Genomic DNA, 19,780 nt, shown 5'->3' with positions numbered 1-19,780 from the left:
GCGATGATCCGCAAACAAGACCGTCGTCTTCGTGTCGGTGTGCTCGGCTGCGGGCCGATCGCGCAGTTCGCGCATCTGGAATCCTGCGTGAAGGCGGCCAATGCCGACCTCTACGCGATCTGCGACGCGGCGCCCGACCTGCTTGCGCGCATGAGCGCCACCTACGAGCCGCAAAAAATGTATGGCGACTATGACGAGATGCTCGCCGACCCCAAGTTGGAGGCGGTGATCGTCGCGACGTCCGACGCCTACCACGTGCCGATGTCGATCAGGGCGCTCGAAGCAGGCAAGCACGTGCTTTGCGAAAAGCCGATCGGCATTTCCGTCGAAGAAGGCGAGAGGCTGGCGGATGCGGTCAAGCGCTCCGGCAAGGTGCTTCAGGTCGGGCATATGAAGCGCTTCGACCCGGCGCTGGAGGCGGCGCGCGATTTCGTGCGCGACGAGATGGGCGAGATCCTGGCGCTGAAGGCCTGGTATTGCGATTCCACCCATCGCTACACCAATACCGACGCCGTGCAGCCGCTGCCCGTCACCAGCAAGCTGGCGAGGAAGCAGGCCGGCAATCCGAAGGCGGACCTGAGACAGTATTTCATGCTGGCGCATGGCTCGCATCTGGTCGACACGGCGCGCTTCCTGTGCGGCGACATCACCGCCGTGCGCGCGCGGCTCAACCAACGCTTCGGCGCTTATTGCTGGTTCGTCGAGACGGAGTTCGCCAATGGGGCGCTCGGCCATCTCGACCTGACCGTTGCGGTGCGCATGGACTGGCACGAGGGCTTCCAGCTCTATGGCGAGAACGGCTCGGTGATCGCGAAGACCTTCAATCCCTGGTATTTCCGCGCCAGCGAGGTCGACATTTTTCATGAGAAGGACGCGACGTCGCGCAAGCCGCTCGGCGCCGACGGCCACTTCTTCCGCCGCCAACTGGAAGGCCTCGCCGACACGGTGCTCAACGGCGCGCCACAGCGCGGCGCTACCGTGGAGGACGGGCTCGCTTCGATCCGCGCCATGGTGGCGATCGCCCGCTCGGTCGAAAGCGGCCAGCGCGTTGAGCTCGCCGGCGTCACCGGAGCGATCTGATGCAGGTCGGGGTGTTCGCCAAGATTTTTCCAGGCGGCGAGCCGGCCGGCGTGCTCGCCGCCGTTCGCGAAGCGGGCTTCGCAGTCACCCAGTTCAACCTTGGCTGCGCCGGCCTGCCGTCGATGCCGGACGATGTTCCCGACGAAGCGATCCGTACGATCGATGCCGCCGCTAAGGCTAGCGGCATCGGTCTCGTCGCGCTGTCGGGAACCTACAACATGGCGCATCCGGACAGCCGGGTGCGCGATGACGGGCTGCGGCGGCTCGGGGTGGTCATTGAGGCAGCCGCCAGGCTTTCGATCCCGCTGGTGACACTGTGCACCGGAACGCGCAACGCCGAGGACCAATGGGCGCACCACCCCGACAATGCCGATCCCTCGGCTTGGGCCGACATGGCGCGGGAAATGGACAAGGCGCTTCAGCTCGCCGAGCACCACGGCGTCGATCTCGGCATCGAGCCGGAGCAAGCCAACATCGTGACCTCCGCCGATGACGCCGCGCGGCTGATTTCCGAGATGGGTTCGAACCGGCTGCGTATCGTGCTCGACCCCGCCAATCTGTTCGAGCGAGCGAATGCCGACGAGGCACGCGCCATCGTTGCCGAAGCGGTCGAGCGCACGGCGGGTCATGTCTCTTTGGCGCACGCCAAGGACCGCTTCGCCGACGGGCGCTTCGCCACGGCCGGACAAGGCGTCGTCGACTTCGCCGACTTCGTCGCTCGCCTGAGGGCCACAGGCTTCGACGGGCCGCTGGTGACGCACGGGCTTTCGGCCGAGGAAGCGCCGGGCGTCGCCCGCTTCCTCAAGGGGCTTATGTGATGGGCACGCTGCTGCGCGACGGTGCCACGCTGCATATGACCGACACCGGCGAAGGCCTGGCGGTCGTCTTTCAGCATGGGCTCGGCGGCGGCGAGGCGCAGGTCGCGCAGACTTTCCCCGCAGGCTTCCGGCGCATCACGCTGGAATGCCGCGGGCATGGCGGCTCTGGGCTTGGCAAGCGGCGGCCGTTCTCGTTCGAAATCTTCGCTGACGATGTGCTTGCCGCTGCCGATCGTGCCGGCCTCGACCGCTTCGTTGCCGGCGGCGTCTCGATGGGCGCCGCGATCGCGCTTCGCCTCGCCTGCCGTCATCCGCGGCGCGTCGCCGCCCTGGTCCTGGTGCGGCCGGCATGGACGTTTTCGCCGGCACCGCAGAACATGCAGCCGATCACCGAGGCCGCCGAGCTCGTCCTGGAACACGGGCCCGACAAAGGGCGGACGATCTTCGCACGATCGGACACGGCCACGCGGCTCTACCGCGAGGCGCCCGACAATCTGTCCTCGCTGCTCGGCTATTTCGACCGGCCCGACGCCAAGGAGTTCGCGCAAGTGCTCGCCGACATCGCCGGCGACGGTCCAGGCGTTTGCGACCGCGACGTCGCGGCGCTCGACATTCCTGCGCTGGTTGTCGGCAACGCGATGGACGCGGTGCATCCGCTGTCGAGCGCCTACACGCTTGCCGCCGCGATGCCCCGCACGGTCTTCGCCGAAATCACGCCGAAGGCGCGCAACAGCGCCAGACATTTCATCGAACTGCACGAGCAGATCAGTTCCTTCCTCCAGTCCAACTCGAATGCCCGGAGCCTCATTCCGTCATGACCGCCAAACCCGTCTCCGGACCCGCGGCAATAGCCGCACTGCCGCGCAACCGGCTTATCGGCGAATTCTCGCTGTGGTCGGCGGATCTCGCCAATATGGAGCGCGACCTGAAACGCATCGAAGCCCATGTCGATCTGCACCATATCGACGTGGCGGATGCCCGCTTCACGCCAGGCTTCCTGTTCTTCCCCGACATGGTGGCGCGCATCGCCAAGCTGACGGCGAAGCCGATCCACGTCCATCTGATGGTCGAGGCCGAGATCGTCGAGGCTCAGACGCGCCAGTTCATCGAGGCTGGTGCCGATCTCGTAACCATCCATGCCGAGAATGGCGCGGCAGGCTTGCGCGCCGTGAAGCTGGCGCGTGAGCTCGGCGCGGAGGCCGGCGTGGTGCTGCGGCTGGAGACGCCGGTTGAAGCGATCGAGCCGTTCCTGCCACGCGTGGCCTTCGTGACGCTGCTCGGCACCTCGATCGGGGTGAAGGGACAGAGCCTGTCCGAGGAAGCCTGCCCAAGGCTGGTCGAGGCGCGCGCGCTGATGAGGAAGGCCGGCCGCGAGCCCGACATCCGGCTCGCCGCCGATGGCGGCATCCGCCATGAGACGGTGCCGCTGCTGCGCGCCGCCGGCGCCGACACGGTGGTGCTGGGCTCGCTCGCTTTCGGCGATCCCAATCTCGCCCAGCGCATGGCCTGGCTGCATGGACTGAAGGCCGCCGCCTGATGAGCACGATCGCCCTTGCCTTCGATCTCGGCGGCACGGAACTGCGCGGCGCGCTGGTCGAGCGCAGCGGCGAGGTCGTCAAGCGCGTCTCGGCGCCGACGCTCGCCGGCGCCGGATCGGAAGCGGTCATCGGCCAGATCATAGCGCTTGCGGACAGGCTGCTTAAAGAAAACCCGCAGGCAAAGGTCAGCGGCATCGGCATGTGCGCGCCGGGGCCGCTCGACCCCAAGGCAGGCATCGTCATCGGGCCGCCGACGCTCGCCGGCTGGCACAACGTGCCGCTGATCGACATCCTCAGCCGCCAGTTCGGCTTGCCGGTACGGCTGGAGAACGACGCCAATGCCGCGGCGCTCGGCGAGTGGCGTTTCGGCGCCGGCCGCGGCGCGGGCTCGCTGGTGTTCGTCACCGTCTCGACCGGCATCGGCGGCGGCGTGGTTGCTGATGGCCACATCTACCATGGAAGGCGCGGGCTCGCGGCCGAGATCGGCCACATGACGATCACCGGCGAAGGCGACCGCTGTTTCTGCGGCAACGTCGGCTGCTTCGAGGCCGTTGCTTCCGGCACCGCGCTCGGGCGCCGGGCGACCCGGCTCACCAAGCCAGGCGACGGCTCGGTGCTCAGACGGCTTTCCGACGACGGCGACGTCTCGGCCCGGCATGTCGTGGATGCCGCGCGCGCCGGCGACGCGGCCGCCGGCGAACTGGTCGACACCGAGGCGAAATGGCTGGGCATCGGCTTCACCAATCTCCTGCATCTCTATTCGCCGGACCTGATCGTCATGGGCGGCGGCCTTGCCAACGGCTTCGACCTGCTGGCGCCCGGCATCAGGGCGACGGTCGACGAGCGCGCCATGCAGGCCTATCGCGACGTGCCGATCGTGCCGGCCGAGCTCGGCGACCGCGCCGGGCTGGTCGGCGCGGCAAGCCTGATCCTGTGGGAGGGCGAGCCGGGAACGGCGCTGGCGATGGTGCAGAATGAGCAGACGAAGCCCGTCGAAAAGGCCGCCGCTTCGGCCCGATCGATCATCGAACGGATGAAGGAGAGCGAAGGGAACTGAGACCGCTCGCCTTCTTATTGTCTGCGCCCGGCTCGGTCTTGGGCTGAGGTCGCGCCAGAAGATAAAGGGCGGCCACGTGCGTAATCATCAGCAGGGGCACATAGATGATCGGGATCGCGTATGCGGCGCCCAGCTGCCCGGCCTGCTCGGGCAGATGAAGCACGGTGCCGTGATAGTAGTCGCCGACGAGGTCGACTATTCCCACCAGATTGAAGGCCGCGACGGACGGCCAGAAGATCGAGGACCGCTTCACGCCAAGCAGCGCCAGCATGGCCAGCAGCCCGGTCGCGAAATCGCCATAGGCGGCAAAGACCGCGAAGTCCGCCGGGAGGTTCGGGCCAACCACGCCCGGAACCAGGAAGACCAGCCCGAAGAAGCGGAAGCTGTGCAGCGTCGCGATGGCGCGCTGCGCCTCGACGCGGTCCATGAGCCTGAGCCTCGGCCAGATATAGGCGCCGAAGCAAAGCAGCCACGGGACGTAGCCCAGGAGGAGATGGATGCTGAAGATCGTGGCCGGCGTCATTCTTGTCTCCCGTCAGACATTGGCTGGAACGGCTTCGAATACCGCCGTCAGGATACCGAGACGGCCTTCCAACAGATTGCGTCCAAGATTGGCGGCATAATCCGCGGAACCCGGCCCCATGACGACGCCGAGATTTAGCGAAGGCGGCGGCCCCGACGCCCGCAGCCGCACGCGATCCAAATCCAATCGACAACACAGATACGACCGCTTTGTGCCGGGAACTATCCGCGATAATCTCCATGGGTCATGAAGCAAAACTTCACAGTCCGGCATGGCGCGCTCGACGGCGTCGAGGCGTTCCTGAGCGTCGCCAGGCATCGCAATTTCCGCAAGGCGGCGGCGGAGCTTGGCGTCACGCCGTCGGCGATCAGCCAGGCGGTGCGGACTTTGGAAGGGCGCATCGGCGCCGCGCTGTTCGTCCGCACGACACGCAGCGTCGGCCTGACCGAAGCCGGCGAGCGTTTTTTCTCGCGCGCCCGGCCAGCCTTCGAGGAATTGATAGCAGCAAGCGAGGTCGCGCGCGAAATCGGCCAGCGGCCGGCTGGACTTTTGCGCCTGTCGGTTCCGCCTGCGGTGGTGCCGACGCTGCTGGAGCCGATGATCGCATCCTTCTGCCAGGCCTATCCCGAGATTGAGCTGGAGATCGTCGCTAGCGGCGAACTGGCGGACCTCGCAGCCGAGGGATTTGACGCCGGTATCCGGCTCGGCGACCTCATCGCGGCCGACATGGTCGCGGTTCGACTGACGCCGTCCTTTCCGATGGTGGTCGTCGGCAGTCCCGGCTATCTACGCCAGCGAACAACGCCGGAGCGCATCGAGGATCTGCGCCACCATGCCTGCCTGCGCCTGCGCCGATCGAACGGTTCGGTCGCGCCGTGGCGCTTCACCAAGGGCAACAAGGCGGTCGAGGCAATCGTTTCCGGGCCGTTCATTGCACACGACTATCCCACGCTGCTTGGCGCTGCGATCCAGGGCGCCGGGCTTGCCCAGGTGCCAAGCCCGATTGCCGCCGCGGCGCTCGCGGACGGGCGCCTCGAAACGCTGCTTTCGGCCTTCGCCGCGACATCGCCGGGTGTCTTCCTCTACTATCCGGAAAAACATCAGGTCCTGCCCAAACTGCGCGCATTCATCGATCACATCAGGCATCGAGGCGGCGCCGAGACCTCCCGAAAACGGCCGCGGGAACGGCAGGCTCAGGTCTAGCGCATCAGGCCGATCGGGCAGCGATCCACGACTGGATGGGGTGGCGATAGCGCAGGCCGGCGTCAAAGTATCGGTAGTGCCGCTTCCGCAGGTGCATGACACGGTGAAGCAAGGCCTGATCTCGCCGCTGGTGGCGCTGACCCGCGCCAAGGGCATGTCAGCCTATCTCGGCCTAACGGGGCACACGCTTCCTTCAGGCGCGGAGCAGATCAGCGAGGCTGTCGGACTTCTCGACCTTGTCGGTGAGATCGAGCCCCGAGAGCAGATCGACCAGATGGCTGTTCATCAGCGCCGCGGCGTCGGCGCTGTCGCCGGCTTCAATGGCGTCGACCAGCGCGTGATGGGCATGTTTCTCGCAGGTCGCGTCGCGGCGTTTCCAGTAGAGCGCGATGATCAGCGAGGAATGCGAGACGAGGTCGCGCACGAAGTTGGTGAATACCGAATGCGCCGCGATCTCGGCGATGCCGACATGGAAGCGCGCCGACAGCATGATGGCGTCGCTGTCGCGACCGGCATGCAGCGCCTCATGCTCCTTCTCCAGGTGCATTCTCAATTGCGCGATGTCGGAGGGCACCGCAGCCTTTGCGGCGAGCGCCGCCACCTTGGGTTCGATCAGTGCCCTCGCCTCGAACACTTCGCGCGCCTCGATCTTCGAGGGCTGTGCGACGAAGGCGCCGCGGTTGGGCTCCAGCCGCGCCAGCCGGTCATGCGCAAGGGCTTGCAAGGCGGCGCGGACGACGGTGCGACTCACCGAATAGATCGACGCCAGCTCGTCCTCCGGCAGCTTGGTGCCCGGGGCGAGACGATGGCTGACGATGGCGTCTCTCAGCCCATAGTAGATCGGCGACCAGCGCGCTGCCGGCTTGTCGTCGCGATCGTCTTCTCTGAGTACCGTCAACATGCTTTCAATGCGCAGGCCCGACGCGGCCCGCTCTGCCCCCAAATCGCCAGCGGCCGGTCCAATCTAATGGCGCTCGCGCCCCGGTCAATCCCGCGGGACCGATCTCCCGGGGCCACGTTTACCCAGGCGAACCGGCGCCCGGGGGAGACGCCGAAGCGAAGATACCCGCGAAACGCTTGCCTCGCGGGGCGGCATAGCCGCCGATCTTCGATGTCTTCAAGCCGACCTTGAACAGGCTCTCGGCCAGGGTGACGGCGCAGACGACGCCGTCAAGCACCGGAACGCCATGCTCTTCCGACAGGCTGTGCGCAAGGTCGGCCATGCCGGCGCAGCCCAGCACGATCGCCTCGGCATGATCCTCGCGGATGGCGCGCGCGATCTCGTCCGAGATCCGATGCCTGGCGTTCGAGCCCGGCCGTTCAAGCTCGAGCACGGCGACTTCCGACGAGCGCACTTTGGCGCAGCGCGAGGAAAGACCGTATTTCGCAAGGTTGTGCTCGATGGCGGGGACTGAGCGGGCAAGCGTGGTGACGACGCTGAACTTGCCGGCGACAAGGCTGGCGAGATGGAAGGCCGCCTCGCCGATGCCGATGACCGGCGCTTCGGTCGCGCAGCGCGCGGCGTCGAGCCCGGTATCGTCGAAGCAGGCGATCACATAGGCATCCGCCGCCGGCGCCTTGCTCATCTCGGCAATGATGCCCGGTACGGCGAACACCTCGTCGAAATAGCCCTCGATGCTCGGCGGACCATCGGCCGGATTGACAGCGACGATTTCGGTTCCTGATGAGGCGACGCTTGTCGCCGCCTTGCCGATCTTGCCGGTCATCGAGGCGGTCGTGTTGGGGTTGATGACGAGTATGCGCATTAAAATCAGCCTCAGATCTCGCCGCCGAGATAAAGACGTTTGACCCGGTCGTCGCTCAGCAATTCGGCGGAGTTGCCGCTCAGGGCGACGCTGCCGGTGGTCAGCGCATAGGCGCGCTGCGAAATGCGAAGCGCCATGCGGGAATTCTGCTCGACCAACAGAACGCTGACCTTCTCGTCGCGGTTGATGGCGACAATCGAGCGGGCGATGTCCTGGACAAGTTTTGGCGCGACTCCGAGCGACGGCTCGTCGAGCAGCAAAAGCTTCGGCTTGGCCATCAGCGCGCGGCCGATGACCAGCATTTGCTGTTCGCCGCCGCTCATCGTGCCGGCAGCTTGGGAGAAGCGCTCCTTCAGCCGGGGAAAGCGCCCCAGCACCATCTCCAACGTCGCCGCGATCTCGGCCTTGCTCGAGCGCGTGAAGGCACCCATCAAAAGGTTGTCCCTGACCGTCATATAGGGAAAGACGCGGCGCCCTTCCGGCACCATGGCGATGCCCATCTTGACGATCTCGTCTGGAGCGGCACCGTCGATGCGCTTGCCGCTGTAGTGGATCTCTCCGGACCTTATCCGGTTGAGCCCGGTAATGGCGCGCAGGATCGACGACTTGCCGGCGCCGTTGGCGCCGATCAGCGCGACGGTCTCGCCCTCATTGACCTCGAGCGAGACGCCCTTCAGCGCATATACGTGATCGTAATAGAGTTCGACGCCGGCGAAGTTCAGGATCTGGTTCATAGCCCGATCGCCTCGTCTTCGCTGCCGAGATAGGCTTCGATGACCTTCTCGTTGGCCTGGATTTCCGACGGTGTTCCCTCGGCGATCTTCTGCCCGAAATTGAGCACTACGATACGGTCCGAGATCTTCATCACGGCCGGCATGTCGTGCTCGACGAGCAGGATGGTGAGGCCGAGATCGCGCAGGCGCCGCACCATCGCCACCATGCGCATCGTCTCGTCGTGATTCATGCCGGCGAAGGGCTCGTCGAGCAGCAGGATCGAGGGATCGGTGGCAAGGCCGATGGCGATGCCCAGCGCGCGCAAATGGCCATGTGGCAGGTTGCGGGCGATCTCGCTGGCAAGCGAGGCCAGGCCGAGCAGCGCCAGGATCTCGTCGGCGGACTGGCCGAAAGCCGCTTCGTCGGCCTTGGCCGTGCCGGTGCCGAGAAAGAAGCCGACGAGGCTCGCCTTCGAGCGCAGATGATGCGCGATAATGACGTTGTCGCGCACGCTCATGTTCTTGAAGATCGTCGTTTCCTGGAAGGTGCGCACGACGCCCTTGCGCGCGGCGATATGCGGCGCCATGCCGGAGATGCGTTCACCCTTCAGGCGGACCTCGCCGGACGTTGGCCTGAGGAACGACGAGATCAGCTTGAACAGCGTCGATTTGCCGGCGCCGTTCGGACCAATGACCGAGAGAATCTCCTTCTCGCGCACCGAGAAGGAGACGTTGTTGACCGCGACGAGACCGCCGAAGCGCTTGGTGATGCCGGAAACTTCGAGCATTTCGGCCATGGCTCAAGCCTTCTTCCGGGTCGGAACCGTGAGGCTGAGCAGGCCGTTTGGCAGCACCAGCATCAAAACGATCATCAGGCCGGAATAGATCAGGAGCTGGAATTGGCCGGTCTGGAACAAGAGGTCCCAGCCGAAATAGAGCACCAGCGTGCCGAGCATCGGACCGAACACGTAGCCGAGGCCGCCGAGGAAGCAGTTCAGCATGAAGTTGACGGAATCGGTGACCGTGAAGCTCGACGGATAGATCGACTGCGAGATGGCGGCGAAGATGGCGCCGGCGAGACCGCCGAAGAAGGAGGACACCGCATAGGCGATGACGCGCAGATAGGCGATGTTGACGCCGATCGAGGAGGCGAGTTCCTCGTTCTGCTGCAGCGACTGGCAGAGCTTGCCGATGCGCGAGTTGACCAGCCGATACATCACCGCGAAGCAGCCCACCATCAGCGTGACCGCCAGCAGGTAGAACGCGAGCCGCGAATTCTGCAGCGTGGCGAAGTCCGGGATGATGGTCAGCCCGAAGACCGAGAGCGCACCGGGCAGCGGGATGCTGACGATGCCCTTGGCGCCGTTGGTGATCGGCAGCGCCAGCGCCAAGAGCCGCACGACCTCGGTCAGAACCAGCGTCACCATGGCGAAATAGACGCCGCGCAACCGCAGGATCGGCAGACCGATCAGCACGCTCGCGCCGGCGCAGAAGAGACCCGCGACAGGCAGCGTCAGCCAGAACGACCAGCCGTGGTTCATCACCAGTATGGCCGAGACATAGCCGCCCATCAGCGCATAGGCGCCCTGGCCGATATTGATGCGACCGATGTAGAAGGTGAGCCACACGCCGGCGCTGGCGATGCTGAGCAGCGCCACCGAAGTCAGCGTGTAGTAGAGGTCGATGCGGCCGCTGGCCGAGATCGCGGCCGGCACGGCGATGAAGACGATCGCCAGGAAGGCTGCGACCGAAGCGATCTTCATGTTGCGATTGCGGGTCATGGCGCGATCAACCCCACGGCTTGCCCATCAGCCCGTTGGGGCGGATCGACAGAAACACCATCAGGGCGGCGAAGATGACGAGGTAGGTGACGTCGCCATATTCGCGCAGCGCGGTCAGGCCGACCGATTCCATCATGCCGAGGATGAAGCCGCCGGCGATCGCGCCGCCGACGACGCCGGCGCCGCCGATCATCACCATCAGGAAGGCCTTGATCGAGATCGGGCCGCCAATGCCGGAATTGACGCCGGTGATGGTGACCAGCAGGCCGCCGACAACGCCCGCCAGCATGGCACCGAGCGCGAAGCCGATCATGGAATAGCGGTCGACCCTGACACCCATCAGCTGGGCCGCGACCCGGTCCTGGGCGAGCGCGCGCATGGCGCGGCCGACCCGGCTGTACTGCATGTAAAGGACAAAGGCGGCGATGAAGACGATGGCCAGAGCGCCGACAACCAGGCGGTCATAAGGCATGATGATGCCGGCTTCGTTGAAGACGCCCTTGACGATCTTGGGAACGCCGCGCTGCTTCTCACCGAACATGAGCAGGATGACGGCGTCGAAGAAGAAGGCCGTCGCGGCGGCGAGCAGCATGGTGCTCTCCTCGCGGTGACTGCGGCGGATAACCGTTCGAAAGAGGAATCTCTCCATCAGCGCGCCGATGACGGCGAGCGTCACGCCGGAGGCCAGCAGCGCCACCACGAAAGGCAGGCCGAGTTGGCCGTAGACGGTATAGGTGATGAACCCGCCCAGAACGTACATCTGCCCGTGGGCGAAATTCAGCACGTTCATCAGGGCGAAGATCAGGGTTAGCCCGAGCGCGATCAGCGCGTACTGGGCGCCGAGATACAATCCGTTGGCGATGACCTGTTCCATGGATCCTTCGATCTTCCGCGGGGTCCGAGCATCACCCGGACCCCCGGCATTCGGGAGGAAGTAACCTTAGGAACCCAAACCTAGTCGACGGAGCCGACGAACAGGGTCTGGAAAGCGCCGTCCTTGTATTCGTTGACCACCATCGGCACGGCTAGCTGACGCTTCTGGCCGAAGGAGGTCGCGCCGACATAGCTCAGCTTGGCGTCGCCCTTGAGGAAGGGGTTGGGCGCCGAGAAGGTGTCCATGGTCTTCTTGAATTCGTCGACATTGTTGATGGCGGCCGGATTGGCCTTCATCGTCTCGATGATGTACTCCAACGCGTAAACCTTGGTGTTGGACTCGTCGTTATACTCGCCGAACATCTTGGTGTAGCGGGCGACGAACTCCTTCATCTCGTCGGACGCGATCTCCGGCGTCGAGGCACCGCCGACGGAGATGAAGCCGTTGGCGTATTCGCCGGCGCCCTCCTCCAGAACCTTGGCGTCCTGCGCCGTCTCGGTCGAGATCAAGCCCTCGAAGCCGAGCTCGCGGGCGGCGCGGATGAGCAGCGGCGCGTTGGCCGGCGCCACGCCCGACAGCACCAGCAGATCGGGCTTCAGCGCGACGATCGGGGTCAGCACCGGCGTGAAGTCGCGGGTGTCGTTCTGGTACGTGTCGTTCTGCGCGACGACGTCGAGCCCGAGCGCCTTGGCCGCCTCGACGCCGCTGTCACGCTGGCTGAGCGGGTCGGATTCGTTCGCGGCGACAAAGGCGATCGTCTTCACGCCCTTGTTTTCCTTGAGGTATTTATAGATCGCCGGGCCCGACTGGTAGTTGGCGATCATGCCGAGCACGGCGTTCGAGGCCGGCTTCTGGTAGAGCGCCTTCGGGAAGGCGTAGGGGAAATAGATGATGCCGTTGGCCTCGGCGACAGGGCGCACCGCAGCAGCGCCGTCATCGACATTGGGTCCGACGACATAGTGGATGCCCTCCTGCGCCATCTTCTCCATGCCGGCGATGGCGCGCTTGGGATCTTTCTGGTCGTCGAAGGTGACGATGTTGATGTTGTAGGTGTCGTCGCCGATCTTGACGCCGCCTTTTTCGTTGAGCCAGGCGGCGCGCGTCTGCATCGAGCGCACATTGGACGTGCCCCAGGCGGCGGCGGGACCGCTGGTGACACCAACAAAGCCGATCTTCAGTTCCTTGTTTTCAGCCTGCGCGGACGGGATGCCTATGGCGGCCATGGCCAGGGTCGAGGCGGCGCCAAGCACCAGCGATTTCAAAGTCGAGCGTCGGTTGATCATATCGGTTCCCTTCTGGTTATCGCGCTTTTGTTTAGCTCATGGGCTGCGCGGATAGCCTATGGGAAGCCGCCTGGGACAGATTGTCAACAGATTTATTTGTTATTGTATACAATGTTTGGGCTGAATGTGTGCGACGGCAGAGCGGCCCAACCGCGAGGCAGGCTGAGGACTGGCTGCCCAACGGCCAGCCACCTCGGCGAACGATGAGTTCGCGGCATGATGAAATGGAGGCGGTCGCGGCTTACCGACGGCCGGGCGCGGGGCAGACCTTATTTTCCGCAATGATGGTCGTTGATTTTGTTCAGCGAATTCGCGTCCGGCCCCGTCCGGTGGTATGAACACGCGCCCGCCGCCGTGGTGACCAGCATGGCGTCATAGTAGCGCGGTCCGCCGAACAGGATGTCGATGAGGTCGCCTTCGGCCGGAACGTAGCGCTCCTGCTCGACCGGGCGCTTAAGATGCCGGTCGCCGGCGAACGCCGCGCCGGACACGCCAATGGCCGTGGCCAGAACGAGAGCGGAGATCGCAAGGTTTTTCGTCATCGGCGGCACCTTTCCGGCAATTTCGGATCAGCAGCATATCCAAAATCGCCAGCGGAGCAAAAGTTCCCCGACTCTATCTTCAAAATAGCTTGGCCCGATTGGGCGCTACACTCCTTCCCCGGAGCTGCTAAGGCTACTCGAAGGAGTAGGTAAAACCTTCCTTGGACGCGCCGACGGTGACCTTCGTCATCTTCGCGCCCTCCAGCGAGCGGTTGAGCACGCCGCGGCTGAGCTCCGGCAGCAGCGTGTTGGTGAGGATGGCGTCGATCATGCGGCCGCCGGACTCGATCTCGGTGCAGCGCGCCTTGACCAGATCCACGACGCCGTCGCCGATGACCAGTTCGGCATCGTTGTTCGCTTTAAGCCGCCGCGCGATCTTGCCGAACTGATGGCGGGCGATCGCCTCGATCATCGAATCCGACAGCGGATAATAGGGTATCGTGACGACCCGACCGAGGAAGGCGGCCGGGAAAACTTTCAGCAGCGGCGTGCGCAGGGCTGCGTCGAGATCGTCGATCCCGGTCCGCACGGTGCCGTTCTTGGTGCGGTCCATGATCACGTCGGAGCCAACATTCGAGGTGAGCAGGATCAGCGTGTTCTTGAAATCGATGCGCCGGCCCTCGCTGTCATCCATCATGCCCTTGTCAAAGACCTGGAAGAAGATCTCGTGGACGTCCGGATGCGCCTTCTCGACCTCGTCGAGCAGGATCACCGAATAGGGTTTGCGCCGCACCGCCTCGGTCAGGATGCCGCCCTTGCCGTAACCGACATAGCCGGGCGGCGCGCCCTTGAGCGTCGAGACGGTATGCGCTTCCTGGAACTCGGACATGTTGATCGAGATCAGGTTCTGCTCGCCGCCATAAAGCGTCTCGGCAAGCGCCAGCGCGGTCTCGGTCTTGCCGACGCCGGAGGGGCCGCAGAGCAGGAATACGCCGACCGGCTTTTCCGGCGCGCCAAGGCCGGCGCGGCTGGTCTGGACACGTTTGGCGATCATCTCCATCGCGTGATCCTGGCCGACCACGCGTTCCGAAAGGGTCGCGGCCAGCCTGAGCGCTTTCTCGGTCTGGCTGGACAGCATCCGTCCGGTCGGGATGCCGGTCCAGTCCTGCACCACGGCGGCGACCGCATTGCGATCGACCGAAGGCAGGATCAGCGGCGTCTCGCCCTGCGCCGCGGCAAGCTCCGCCATCAGCTCGCGCAGCCGCGCGAGATCGGCAGACGAACCGGCCGATCCCTGGGCGATCGTCTCTCCGACGACCGCCTCGGGTTCGACCGCCTCGCCCTTCGCCGCCTTGGCTTTCGAGCCCTTGGATTTCGCGGGCTTGGTTTCAGCCGCCTTGCTCTCGGGCGCCTTTGCTTCGGTAGTTTCGGACGCAGCCGGCTCAGCCGCTACGGTTTCCTCCCCGGCCTCTCCCCCCGCCGCATCGAGCGGCACGCCTTCACCGCGCAGTTTAGCGCGCAGGTCAAGAATCTCGGCGACCAGTGCTTTCTCGCGATCCCAGCGCGCCTGGGCGGCGGCTAAGGTGGTCTCGGTTTCCGCCAGCCCGGCATCGACGCGAGCCTGACGGTCGGCGACCTCGATGCCGATCGCCGCCTCGCGGCCGATGATGCCACTCTCGACCTCCAGCGCCTGGCGGCGGCGCAGAATGTCCTCGACCTCGGCCGGCGTCGCATGCTGCGAGACCGCAACGCGCGCGCAAGCCGTGTCGAGCAGGCTGACGGCCTTGTCCGGCAGTTGCCTGGCCGGAATGTAGCGGTGCGAGAGCGCGACCGCCGCCTCGATCGCCTCGTCCAGTATCTGGACCTTGTGGTGCTGCTCCAGGACGCCGGCGACGCCGCGCAGCATCAGCACGGCCACAGCTTCCGACGGCTCCTCGATCTTGACCACCTGGAAGCGGCGCGTCAGCGCCGGGTCCTTCTCGATATGCTGCTTGTATTCGGCCCAGGTCGTGGCGGCTATGGTGCGCAGCTCGCCGCGCGCCAGCGCCGGCTTCAAAAGATTGGCGGCGTCGCCGGTGCCCGCGGCACCGCCGGCGCCGATCAGCGTATGCGCCTCGTCGATGAACAGGATGACCGGCACCTCGGAGGCCTGAACCTCGTCGATGACCGCCTTCAGCCGCTTCTCGAACTCGCCCTTGACGCTGGCGCCCGCCTGCATCAGCCCGACATCGAGCATGCGCACGCTGACATTCTCAAGCGTCGGCGGCACGTCGCCCTGGGCGATGCGGAGCGCAAATCCTTCGACCACCGCCGTCTTGCCGACGCCGGCCTCGCCGGTCAGGATCGGGTTGTTTTGGCGGCGACGCATGAGGATGTCGACGATCTGCCGGATTTCCGGGTCGCGGCCGACGACCGGATCGATCTTGCCGTCGCGGGCGCGCAGCGTGAGGTCGGTCGCGTATTTGGCCAGCGCCGAATCTCCGCCCGGACCGCGCTTCATCGGCTGTTCGGCGGCGGCAGAGGCGGGAGGTGTGCCGGCTTCGAGCGAGCCTTCGGTGACATCGGCGAAACGGGAAACGACGCCGTCGGCATCGATTTTGTCGAATTCGGCGCTGATTTTCGACACCAGGCCTTCCAGTACCGGCGTCCTCAGGCAGGCCAGCAGGATATGGGCGCTGCGCACCTCCTCGACGCCGAACTCCAGCGTCGCCAGGTTCCAGCCTTCCTGGATGGCGTGGAAGATGTGATCGGAGAATTCCTCGACGGAGGTCGCGCCGTAAGGCAGCTTGTCGATGGCCCGGGTCATGTCAGCCGTCAGCCGGCTGACGTCCAACCCGGCATCGGCGATGATCATCTGCACGTCCGAGCGCTCGGACAGCACCAGTTGCTGGACGAAGTGGACGAGCTCCACATAAGGATTGCCGCGCAGCTTGGCCGTGTCGGCCGCGGCCTTGAAGGCGCGCACCCCCGTGGCGTTGAGCTTGGCGACCAGTTCCTTACGCTTGAAGCTCTGCGATGACCGGCGCTGTTCCATTCGAACCTGCTCCCGCAATCTGCCAACCGTACCCTGCCATATAAGCGGCGGCTTGACAAAGCCGTGTGACGGATAAGGCGTTTGGATCCATCCGGACGGCACTGCCCGGTTACACAAGCTCTGCAATGTCGTGCAAGAAATACCGGATTGCGGTCCGGGCTATGCGAGCCATTTCACATACCCGGCCCGGCAATCGCGCAATGGGTTTGCTGAAAGAAACGGTCGCGTTTAGCATCCGTTAGTTTTTGAGCAGCTGCTCAATTGTCGTGACGCGAGGCCGGTGGTAACGTTGCGTCACATAGGGTCTCAGGGCCGCTGGCTGGGGGTTAGTGTGATTGATCTCGCACTCTGGCTGAATCCTCTGAACGGTGAAAATCCGTCGGGAGAGGACTTGCGTAACGACCCGGCCTTTCATGAGCTGGAGCGCCTGACCGAACAGCAGAAAAAGGTCGAATACGAAGGAAACAACAAATCGGAAGTCGATGTTCCGGTCGACTGGTCCGTCGTACTCACCAAGGCGGAGGAGTTGCGGTCGCACGGGCGGGACCTGCGCCTCCTCGTCCTGGTTGTGCGTGCCCTTGCCAACGAAGAACAGCTGGGCGGGCTCGCCGAAGGCCTGACGCTGATCGCCCAAACCTTCGACAGGCATTGGGAAACGATGCATCCGGCACTGCGCTCTGGCGCCACGCCGCGCGAGGCTGCCTTGCGGCGCATCAATGCGCTGATCGACCTGCAAAACAGCCAGGACGGGCTGCTCAAGGATCTGCGCGGCATGGTCTTCTTTGCGCCGCGCACGGTCGGCCCGATCAAGGGAGAGGACCTGGAGAAGGGCAGCCTCGACGAACACGTCATGCTGCAGGAGGCTGCTTCGGGACTGGGCGCGGCGGAAAAGGCGGCGCTGGTGAGCGGCCACAACCAGCTGGTGAACCGGGTGCGCACCGGGTGCAAGGCGCAAGTCGATCAGGCCGGCGAGGCGATGACCTCGCTGCTCGCCGACGCCCGCACGGTGATCGCCGCTCTCGACGAGGTCGACGCCGCCCTCAACAAGCGCATCGACGGCAATGGCCCCGCCATTCCGGAATTGAGACGCTTCCTGCAGCGATTGCTGACGACGCTGGAGCGGAATTCCGCCGCCGGTGCCGGGGCGAACGGGGCCGCAAAGCCAATCCCGCAGCCGGCGGAACCGGCAGCGCCCGGCCCAAACGGCCATGGCGCCGAAAGGATGGGCGCCGAAGCGAGGGGAGCCGAATCGATGGCAAGTGTCGCAAGCTATGCGGAACCGGGCGCCGGGCTGCCCGACCGGATCACCTCGCGCGACGACGTCGTCAAATGCCTGGATCTCGTCGTCGCCTTTTATGACCGCACCGAGCCGTCGAGCCCGATCCCGCATCTCGCCCGCCGCGTGCGCCGCATGGTGCACATGGATTTCGTGGAATTGATGGAAGATCTCGCCCCATCGGGGCTGAAGGAGTTCCGGCTGCTTGCCGGTGTCCCCGATCCGAAGAAGCCGGCCCAGAAGGATGAAAGGTAACAAGCATGCCAGCAGAGAGCAAAGCGAAGGTCATCGAAAGAAACCGCGCCCCGCGCGTGCAGATCGCCTATGACGTCGAGACCTACGGCAGCCCGACAACGATCGAACTGCCGTTCGTCATGGCCGTGATGGCCGATCTTTCCGGCGCTTCACAGACAAAGGAAGCGGTGAAGTCAGTGCTCGACCGCAACTTCGTCGAGACCGACGCCAATCGGTTCCCGAAGTTCATGGAGGCCATGGGGCCGCGGGTGAAGGCACGAGTAAAGAACACACTCCCGCAAGCCGAGGGCGCCGAGCGGGACGAAGAGCTCGCGATCGATCTCACCTTCTCCAAGATGGGCGATTTCGCGCCGGACAAGATCGCTGAGCAGGTCCCGCAACTGGCCGAGATCCTCAAGATGCGCCGGCAGCTCGAAGAGCTGCTCGGCTTCATGGACGGCCGCGTCGACGCCGAAAAGCGCATCGCGCAGCTTCTGAACAACGAACCGCTGCTGAGCAAGATCGCCGGCCAGGCGATTTCTGAGGGCAAGGGCGAGGAGTAAGTCATGGCTGAACAGCAAAAAACCGCAGCCGCCACCGCCGAGGCGGAAGCGATTGACCTCGGCGAATTCAGCGGCCTCCTGGAAAAGGATTTCAAGGTCAAGAAGGACGACAGCGAGAAGCTCCAGCAGCTGGTGCGCAACCTGGCGCTGGCGGCGCAGTCGCGCTCCGAAACCACCACCATCTCGTCCAATGCGATCAAGTCGATCAAGTCGCTGATCGCCGGCATCGACAAGATGCTGACGACGCAGGTCAACGAGATCCTGCACGCGCCGGAAGTGCGCGAGATGGAAGGCACCTGGCGCGGCCTCTGGTATCTCGTCAACAACACCGAGACGGATACGAAGCTCAAGATCCGGGTGATGAACATCTCCAAGGAACAGTTGGCCGACACGCTGGAAGACTATGAAGGCCAGATGTGGGACCAGAGCCCGATCTTCAAGAAGGTCTATACGGACGAGTATTCGATGCTGGGCGGCGAGCCGATCGGCTGCATTCTCGGCGCCTACGAATTCTCGAACCATCCGCGCGACGTCGGCCTGCTGCGCAACATCTCCGGCGTCTGCGCCTCGGCGCACACGCCCTTCATCGCCGCCGCCTCGCCGCGCCTGTTCCGCATGGACAGCTGGCAGGAACTGCCCAACCCGCAGGACCTGCAGATGATCGTCAACAACCCGGCCTATGCCTCGTGGCAGTCGCTGCGCGAGAGCGAGGACGCCCGCTATATCGGCCTCACCATGCCGCGGGTGCTGGCGCGCCTGCCTTACGGCTCGGAAACCGTTCCGGTGAAGGGTTTCACCTTCGAGGAAGAGGTGGGAGGCGACCACAACAAATATGTCTGGATGAACGCCGCCTTCCCGATGGGCGTCAACATCAACCGCAGCCACAAGCTTTTTGGCTGGGGCACACAGATCCGCGGCGTCGAAAACGGCGGCACGGTGCTCAACCTGCCGGTGCACGCGTTTCCGACCGACGACGGATCGATCGCGATGAAATGCCCGACGGAAGTCGCTATCGACGACCGGCGCGAAGCGGAGCTCGCCAAACTCGGCCTGATGCCGATCCTGCACCGGAAGAACACCGACCTTGCGGCCTTCATCGGCGCCCATTCGCTGCAGGACGACGAGACCCGAGCCGGGCGTCTGGTCGATCCCGACGCGCAGGCCAACGAGCGGCTCAGCGCCAACCTGCCCTACCTGTTCCCGGTCTCGCGCTTCGCCCACTACCTCAAGGCGATCGCGCGCGACAAGATCGGCTCGTTCAAGGAACGCACCGACATGCAGATCTGGTTGACCGAATGGATCAACCGGTACGTGCTGGCCAATCCAGCCTTTGCCGACGACAAGGCGCGCGCCAAGCGCCCGCTCGCCGCGGCCGAGGTCCAGGTCGACAGTGTCGAAGGCCGGCCCGGTTACTACAACGCCCGTTTCTATCTGCGTCCGCACTACCAGCTGGAAGGCATCAATGCCTCGCTCCGGCTGGTGTCCGAACTGCCGTCAGTGAAGGGGTGAAATCGCAAGCATAGTCATCTTGTTTGGTTTGAGAGCGGTGGAGAAA

The 19,780-nt window shown here is 64.8% G+C and carries 20 protein-coding genes and 1 pseudogene; 10 read left to right on the top strand and 11 right to left on the bottom strand.

Annotated elements, in window-relative coordinates; genetic code table 11:
• Positions 1 to 3: 3 nt before the first annotated feature.
• Genes P9230_RS12340 through P9230_RS12320 form a run of 5 tightly spaced genes read left to right on the top strand, consistent with a single transcriptional unit; the run spans position 4 to position 4,493 of the window.
• On the top strand, positions 4 to 1,080 hold the full coding sequence (locus P9230_RS12340; RefSeq protein ID WP_278119221.1) for a Gfo/Idh/MocA family oxidoreductase: 1,077 nt from the start codon (positions 4 to 6) through the stop codon (positions 1,078 to 1,080).
• Complete coding sequence (locus P9230_RS12335; protein ID WP_278112534.1) at positions 1,080 to 1,898, top strand: sugar phosphate isomerase/epimerase family protein; 819 nt, start codon at positions 1,080 to 1,082, stop codon at positions 1,896 to 1,898. Before P9230_RS12340 ends, P9230_RS12335 begins: the two co-directional genes overlap by 1 nt.
• The gene (locus P9230_RS12330) at positions 1,898 to 2,716 is read left to right on the top strand and encodes an alpha/beta hydrolase (RefSeq protein ID WP_278119219.1); all 819 of its coding nucleotides are present in this window, start codon (positions 1,898 to 1,900) and stop codon (positions 2,714 to 2,716) included. The genes P9230_RS12335 and P9230_RS12330 overlap by 1 nt, the downstream gene beginning before the upstream one ends.
• Positions 2,713 to 3,435, top strand: coding sequence for a ribulose-phosphate 3-epimerase (locus P9230_RS12325; protein ID WP_095823897.1), 723 nt, complete (start codon positions 2,713 to 2,715; stop codon positions 3,433 to 3,435). Before P9230_RS12330 ends, P9230_RS12325 begins: the two co-directional genes overlap by 4 nt.
• The gene (locus tag P9230_RS12320; RefSeq protein WP_278119217.1) at positions 3,435 to 4,493 is read left to right on the top strand and encodes an ROK family protein; all 1,059 of its coding nucleotides are present in this window, start codon (positions 3,435 to 3,437) and stop codon (positions 4,491 to 4,493) included. Before P9230_RS12325 ends, P9230_RS12320 begins: the two co-directional genes overlap by 1 nt.
• Here the strand turns inward: P9230_RS12320 and P9230_RS12315 are convergent.
• Entirely contained in the window at positions 4,459 to 5,016 is a 558-nt protein-coding gene (locus tag P9230_RS12315; RefSeq protein ID WP_278119215.1) for a hypothetical protein, read from the bottom strand. The two genes, P9230_RS12320 and P9230_RS12315, sit on opposite strands and share 35 nt — an antisense overlap.
• Before the next feature lie 12 nt (positions 5,017 to 5,028).
• Positions 5,029 to 5,187: a hypothetical protein gene (locus tag P9230_RS12310; RefSeq protein WP_278119213.1), complete on the bottom strand. Its 159-nt coding sequence runs from the start codon at positions 5,185 to 5,187 to the stop codon at positions 5,029 to 5,031.
• Between the two features lie 75 nt (positions 5,188 to 5,262).
• Here P9230_RS12310 and P9230_RS12305 point away from each other — a divergent pair, with 75 nt between their 5' ends.
• Positions 5,263 to 6,219, top strand: a complete 957-nt coding sequence (locus P9230_RS12305; RefSeq protein WP_278119211.1) for a LysR family transcriptional regulator — start codon at positions 5,263 to 5,265, stop codon at positions 6,217 to 6,219.
• 55 nt (positions 6,220 to 6,274) lie between these two features.
• A pseudogene (locus tag P9230_RS12300) lies at positions 6,275 to 6,391 on the top strand (NAD-dependent dehydratase); the annotation flags it as partial.
• Positions 6,392 to 6,412: 21 nt separating this feature from the next.
• On the opposite strand, the gene P9230_RS12295 reads toward P9230_RS12300, so the two are convergent.
• The 9 genes from P9230_RS12295 to tssH all read right to left on the bottom strand — a co-directional run bounded on the left by P9230_RS12295 (position 6,413) and on the right by tssH (position 16,152).
• Complete coding sequence (locus tag P9230_RS12295) at positions 6,413 to 7,120, bottom strand: GntR family transcriptional regulator (RefSeq protein WP_066989406.1); 708 nt, start codon at positions 7,118 to 7,120, stop codon at positions 6,413 to 6,415.
• A 118-nt stretch (positions 7,121 to 7,238) separates the two neighbouring features.
• Entirely contained in the window at positions 7,239 to 7,985 is a 747-nt protein-coding gene (locus P9230_RS12290; protein WP_067327640.1) for an aspartate/glutamate racemase family protein, read from the bottom strand.
• A gap of 11 nt (positions 7,986 to 7,996) precedes the next feature.
• Positions 7,997 to 8,719, bottom strand: a complete 723-nt coding sequence (locus P9230_RS12285) for an ABC transporter ATP-binding protein (protein WP_066989044.1) — start codon at positions 8,717 to 8,719, stop codon at positions 7,997 to 7,999.
• A complete protein-coding gene (locus P9230_RS12280; protein ID WP_095800997.1) occupies positions 8,716 to 9,495 on the bottom strand; it encodes an ABC transporter ATP-binding protein in 780 nt (259 codons plus the stop codon). Before P9230_RS12280 ends, P9230_RS12285 begins: the two co-directional genes overlap by 4 nt.
• Positions 9,496 to 9,498: 3 nt before the next feature.
• Positions 9,499 to 10,479: a branched-chain amino acid ABC transporter permease gene (locus P9230_RS12275; protein ID WP_095776296.1), complete on the bottom strand. Its 981-nt coding sequence runs from the start codon at positions 10,477 to 10,479 to the stop codon at positions 9,499 to 9,501.
• Between the two features lie 7 nt (positions 10,480 to 10,486).
• The gene (locus tag P9230_RS12270) at positions 10,487 to 11,353 is read right to left on the bottom strand and encodes a branched-chain amino acid ABC transporter permease (RefSeq protein WP_066989049.1); all 867 of its coding nucleotides are present in this window, start codon (positions 11,351 to 11,353) and stop codon (positions 10,487 to 10,489) included.
• 80 nt (positions 11,354 to 11,433) lie between these two features.
• Positions 11,434 to 12,636, bottom strand: coding sequence for an ABC transporter substrate-binding protein (locus P9230_RS12265; RefSeq protein WP_066989051.1), 1,203 nt, complete (start codon positions 12,634 to 12,636; stop codon positions 11,434 to 11,436).
• 269 nt (positions 12,637 to 12,905) lie between these two features.
• Positions 12,906 to 13,178 carry a hypothetical protein gene (locus P9230_RS12260; RefSeq protein ID WP_127242052.1) on the bottom strand — a complete coding sequence of 91 codons (273 nt, stop codon included), beginning with the start codon at positions 13,176 to 13,178 and terminating at the stop codon, positions 12,906 to 12,908.
• A 133-nt stretch (positions 13,179 to 13,311) separates the two neighbouring features.
• Positions 13,312 to 16,152, bottom strand: coding sequence for a type VI secretion system ATPase TssH (tssH, locus tag P9230_RS12255; protein WP_278119206.1), 2,841 nt, complete (start codon positions 16,150 to 16,152; stop codon positions 13,312 to 13,314).
• Positions 16,153 to 16,483: 331 nt separating this feature from the next.
• Here tssH and tssA point away from each other — a divergent pair, with 331 nt between their 5' ends.
• Genes tssA through tssC form a run of 3 tightly spaced genes read left to right on the top strand, consistent with a single transcriptional unit; the run spans position 16,484 to position 19,734 of the window.
• Positions 16,484 to 17,683 carry a type VI secretion system protein TssA gene (gene tssA / locus P9230_RS12250; RefSeq protein WP_278119204.1) on the top strand — a complete coding sequence of 400 codons (1,200 nt, stop codon included), beginning with the start codon at positions 16,484 to 16,486 and terminating at the stop codon, positions 17,681 to 17,683.
• A gap of 5 nt (positions 17,684 to 17,688) precedes the next feature.
• Complete coding sequence (gene tssB, locus P9230_RS12245) at positions 17,689 to 18,225, top strand: type VI secretion system contractile sheath small subunit (RefSeq protein WP_066989057.1); 537 nt, start codon at positions 17,689 to 17,691, stop codon at positions 18,223 to 18,225.
• 3 nt (positions 18,226 to 18,228) lie between these two features.
• Positions 18,229 to 19,734 carry a type VI secretion system contractile sheath large subunit gene (tssC, locus tag P9230_RS12240; protein WP_066989059.1) on the top strand — a complete coding sequence of 502 codons (1,506 nt, stop codon included), beginning with the start codon at positions 18,229 to 18,231 and terminating at the stop codon, positions 19,732 to 19,734.
• The last annotated feature ends 46 nt before the right edge of the window (positions 19,735 to 19,780 follow it).

Origin of the sequence: Mesorhizobium sp. WSM4887 (assembly GCF_029625865.1) — a bacterium.
GTDB lineage: Bacteria > Pseudomonadota > Alphaproteobacteria > Rhizobiales > Rhizobiaceae > Mesorhizobium.
Note: the sequence above shows the minus strand (reverse complement) of the source record. Positions and strands in the feature narration are given on the sequence as shown.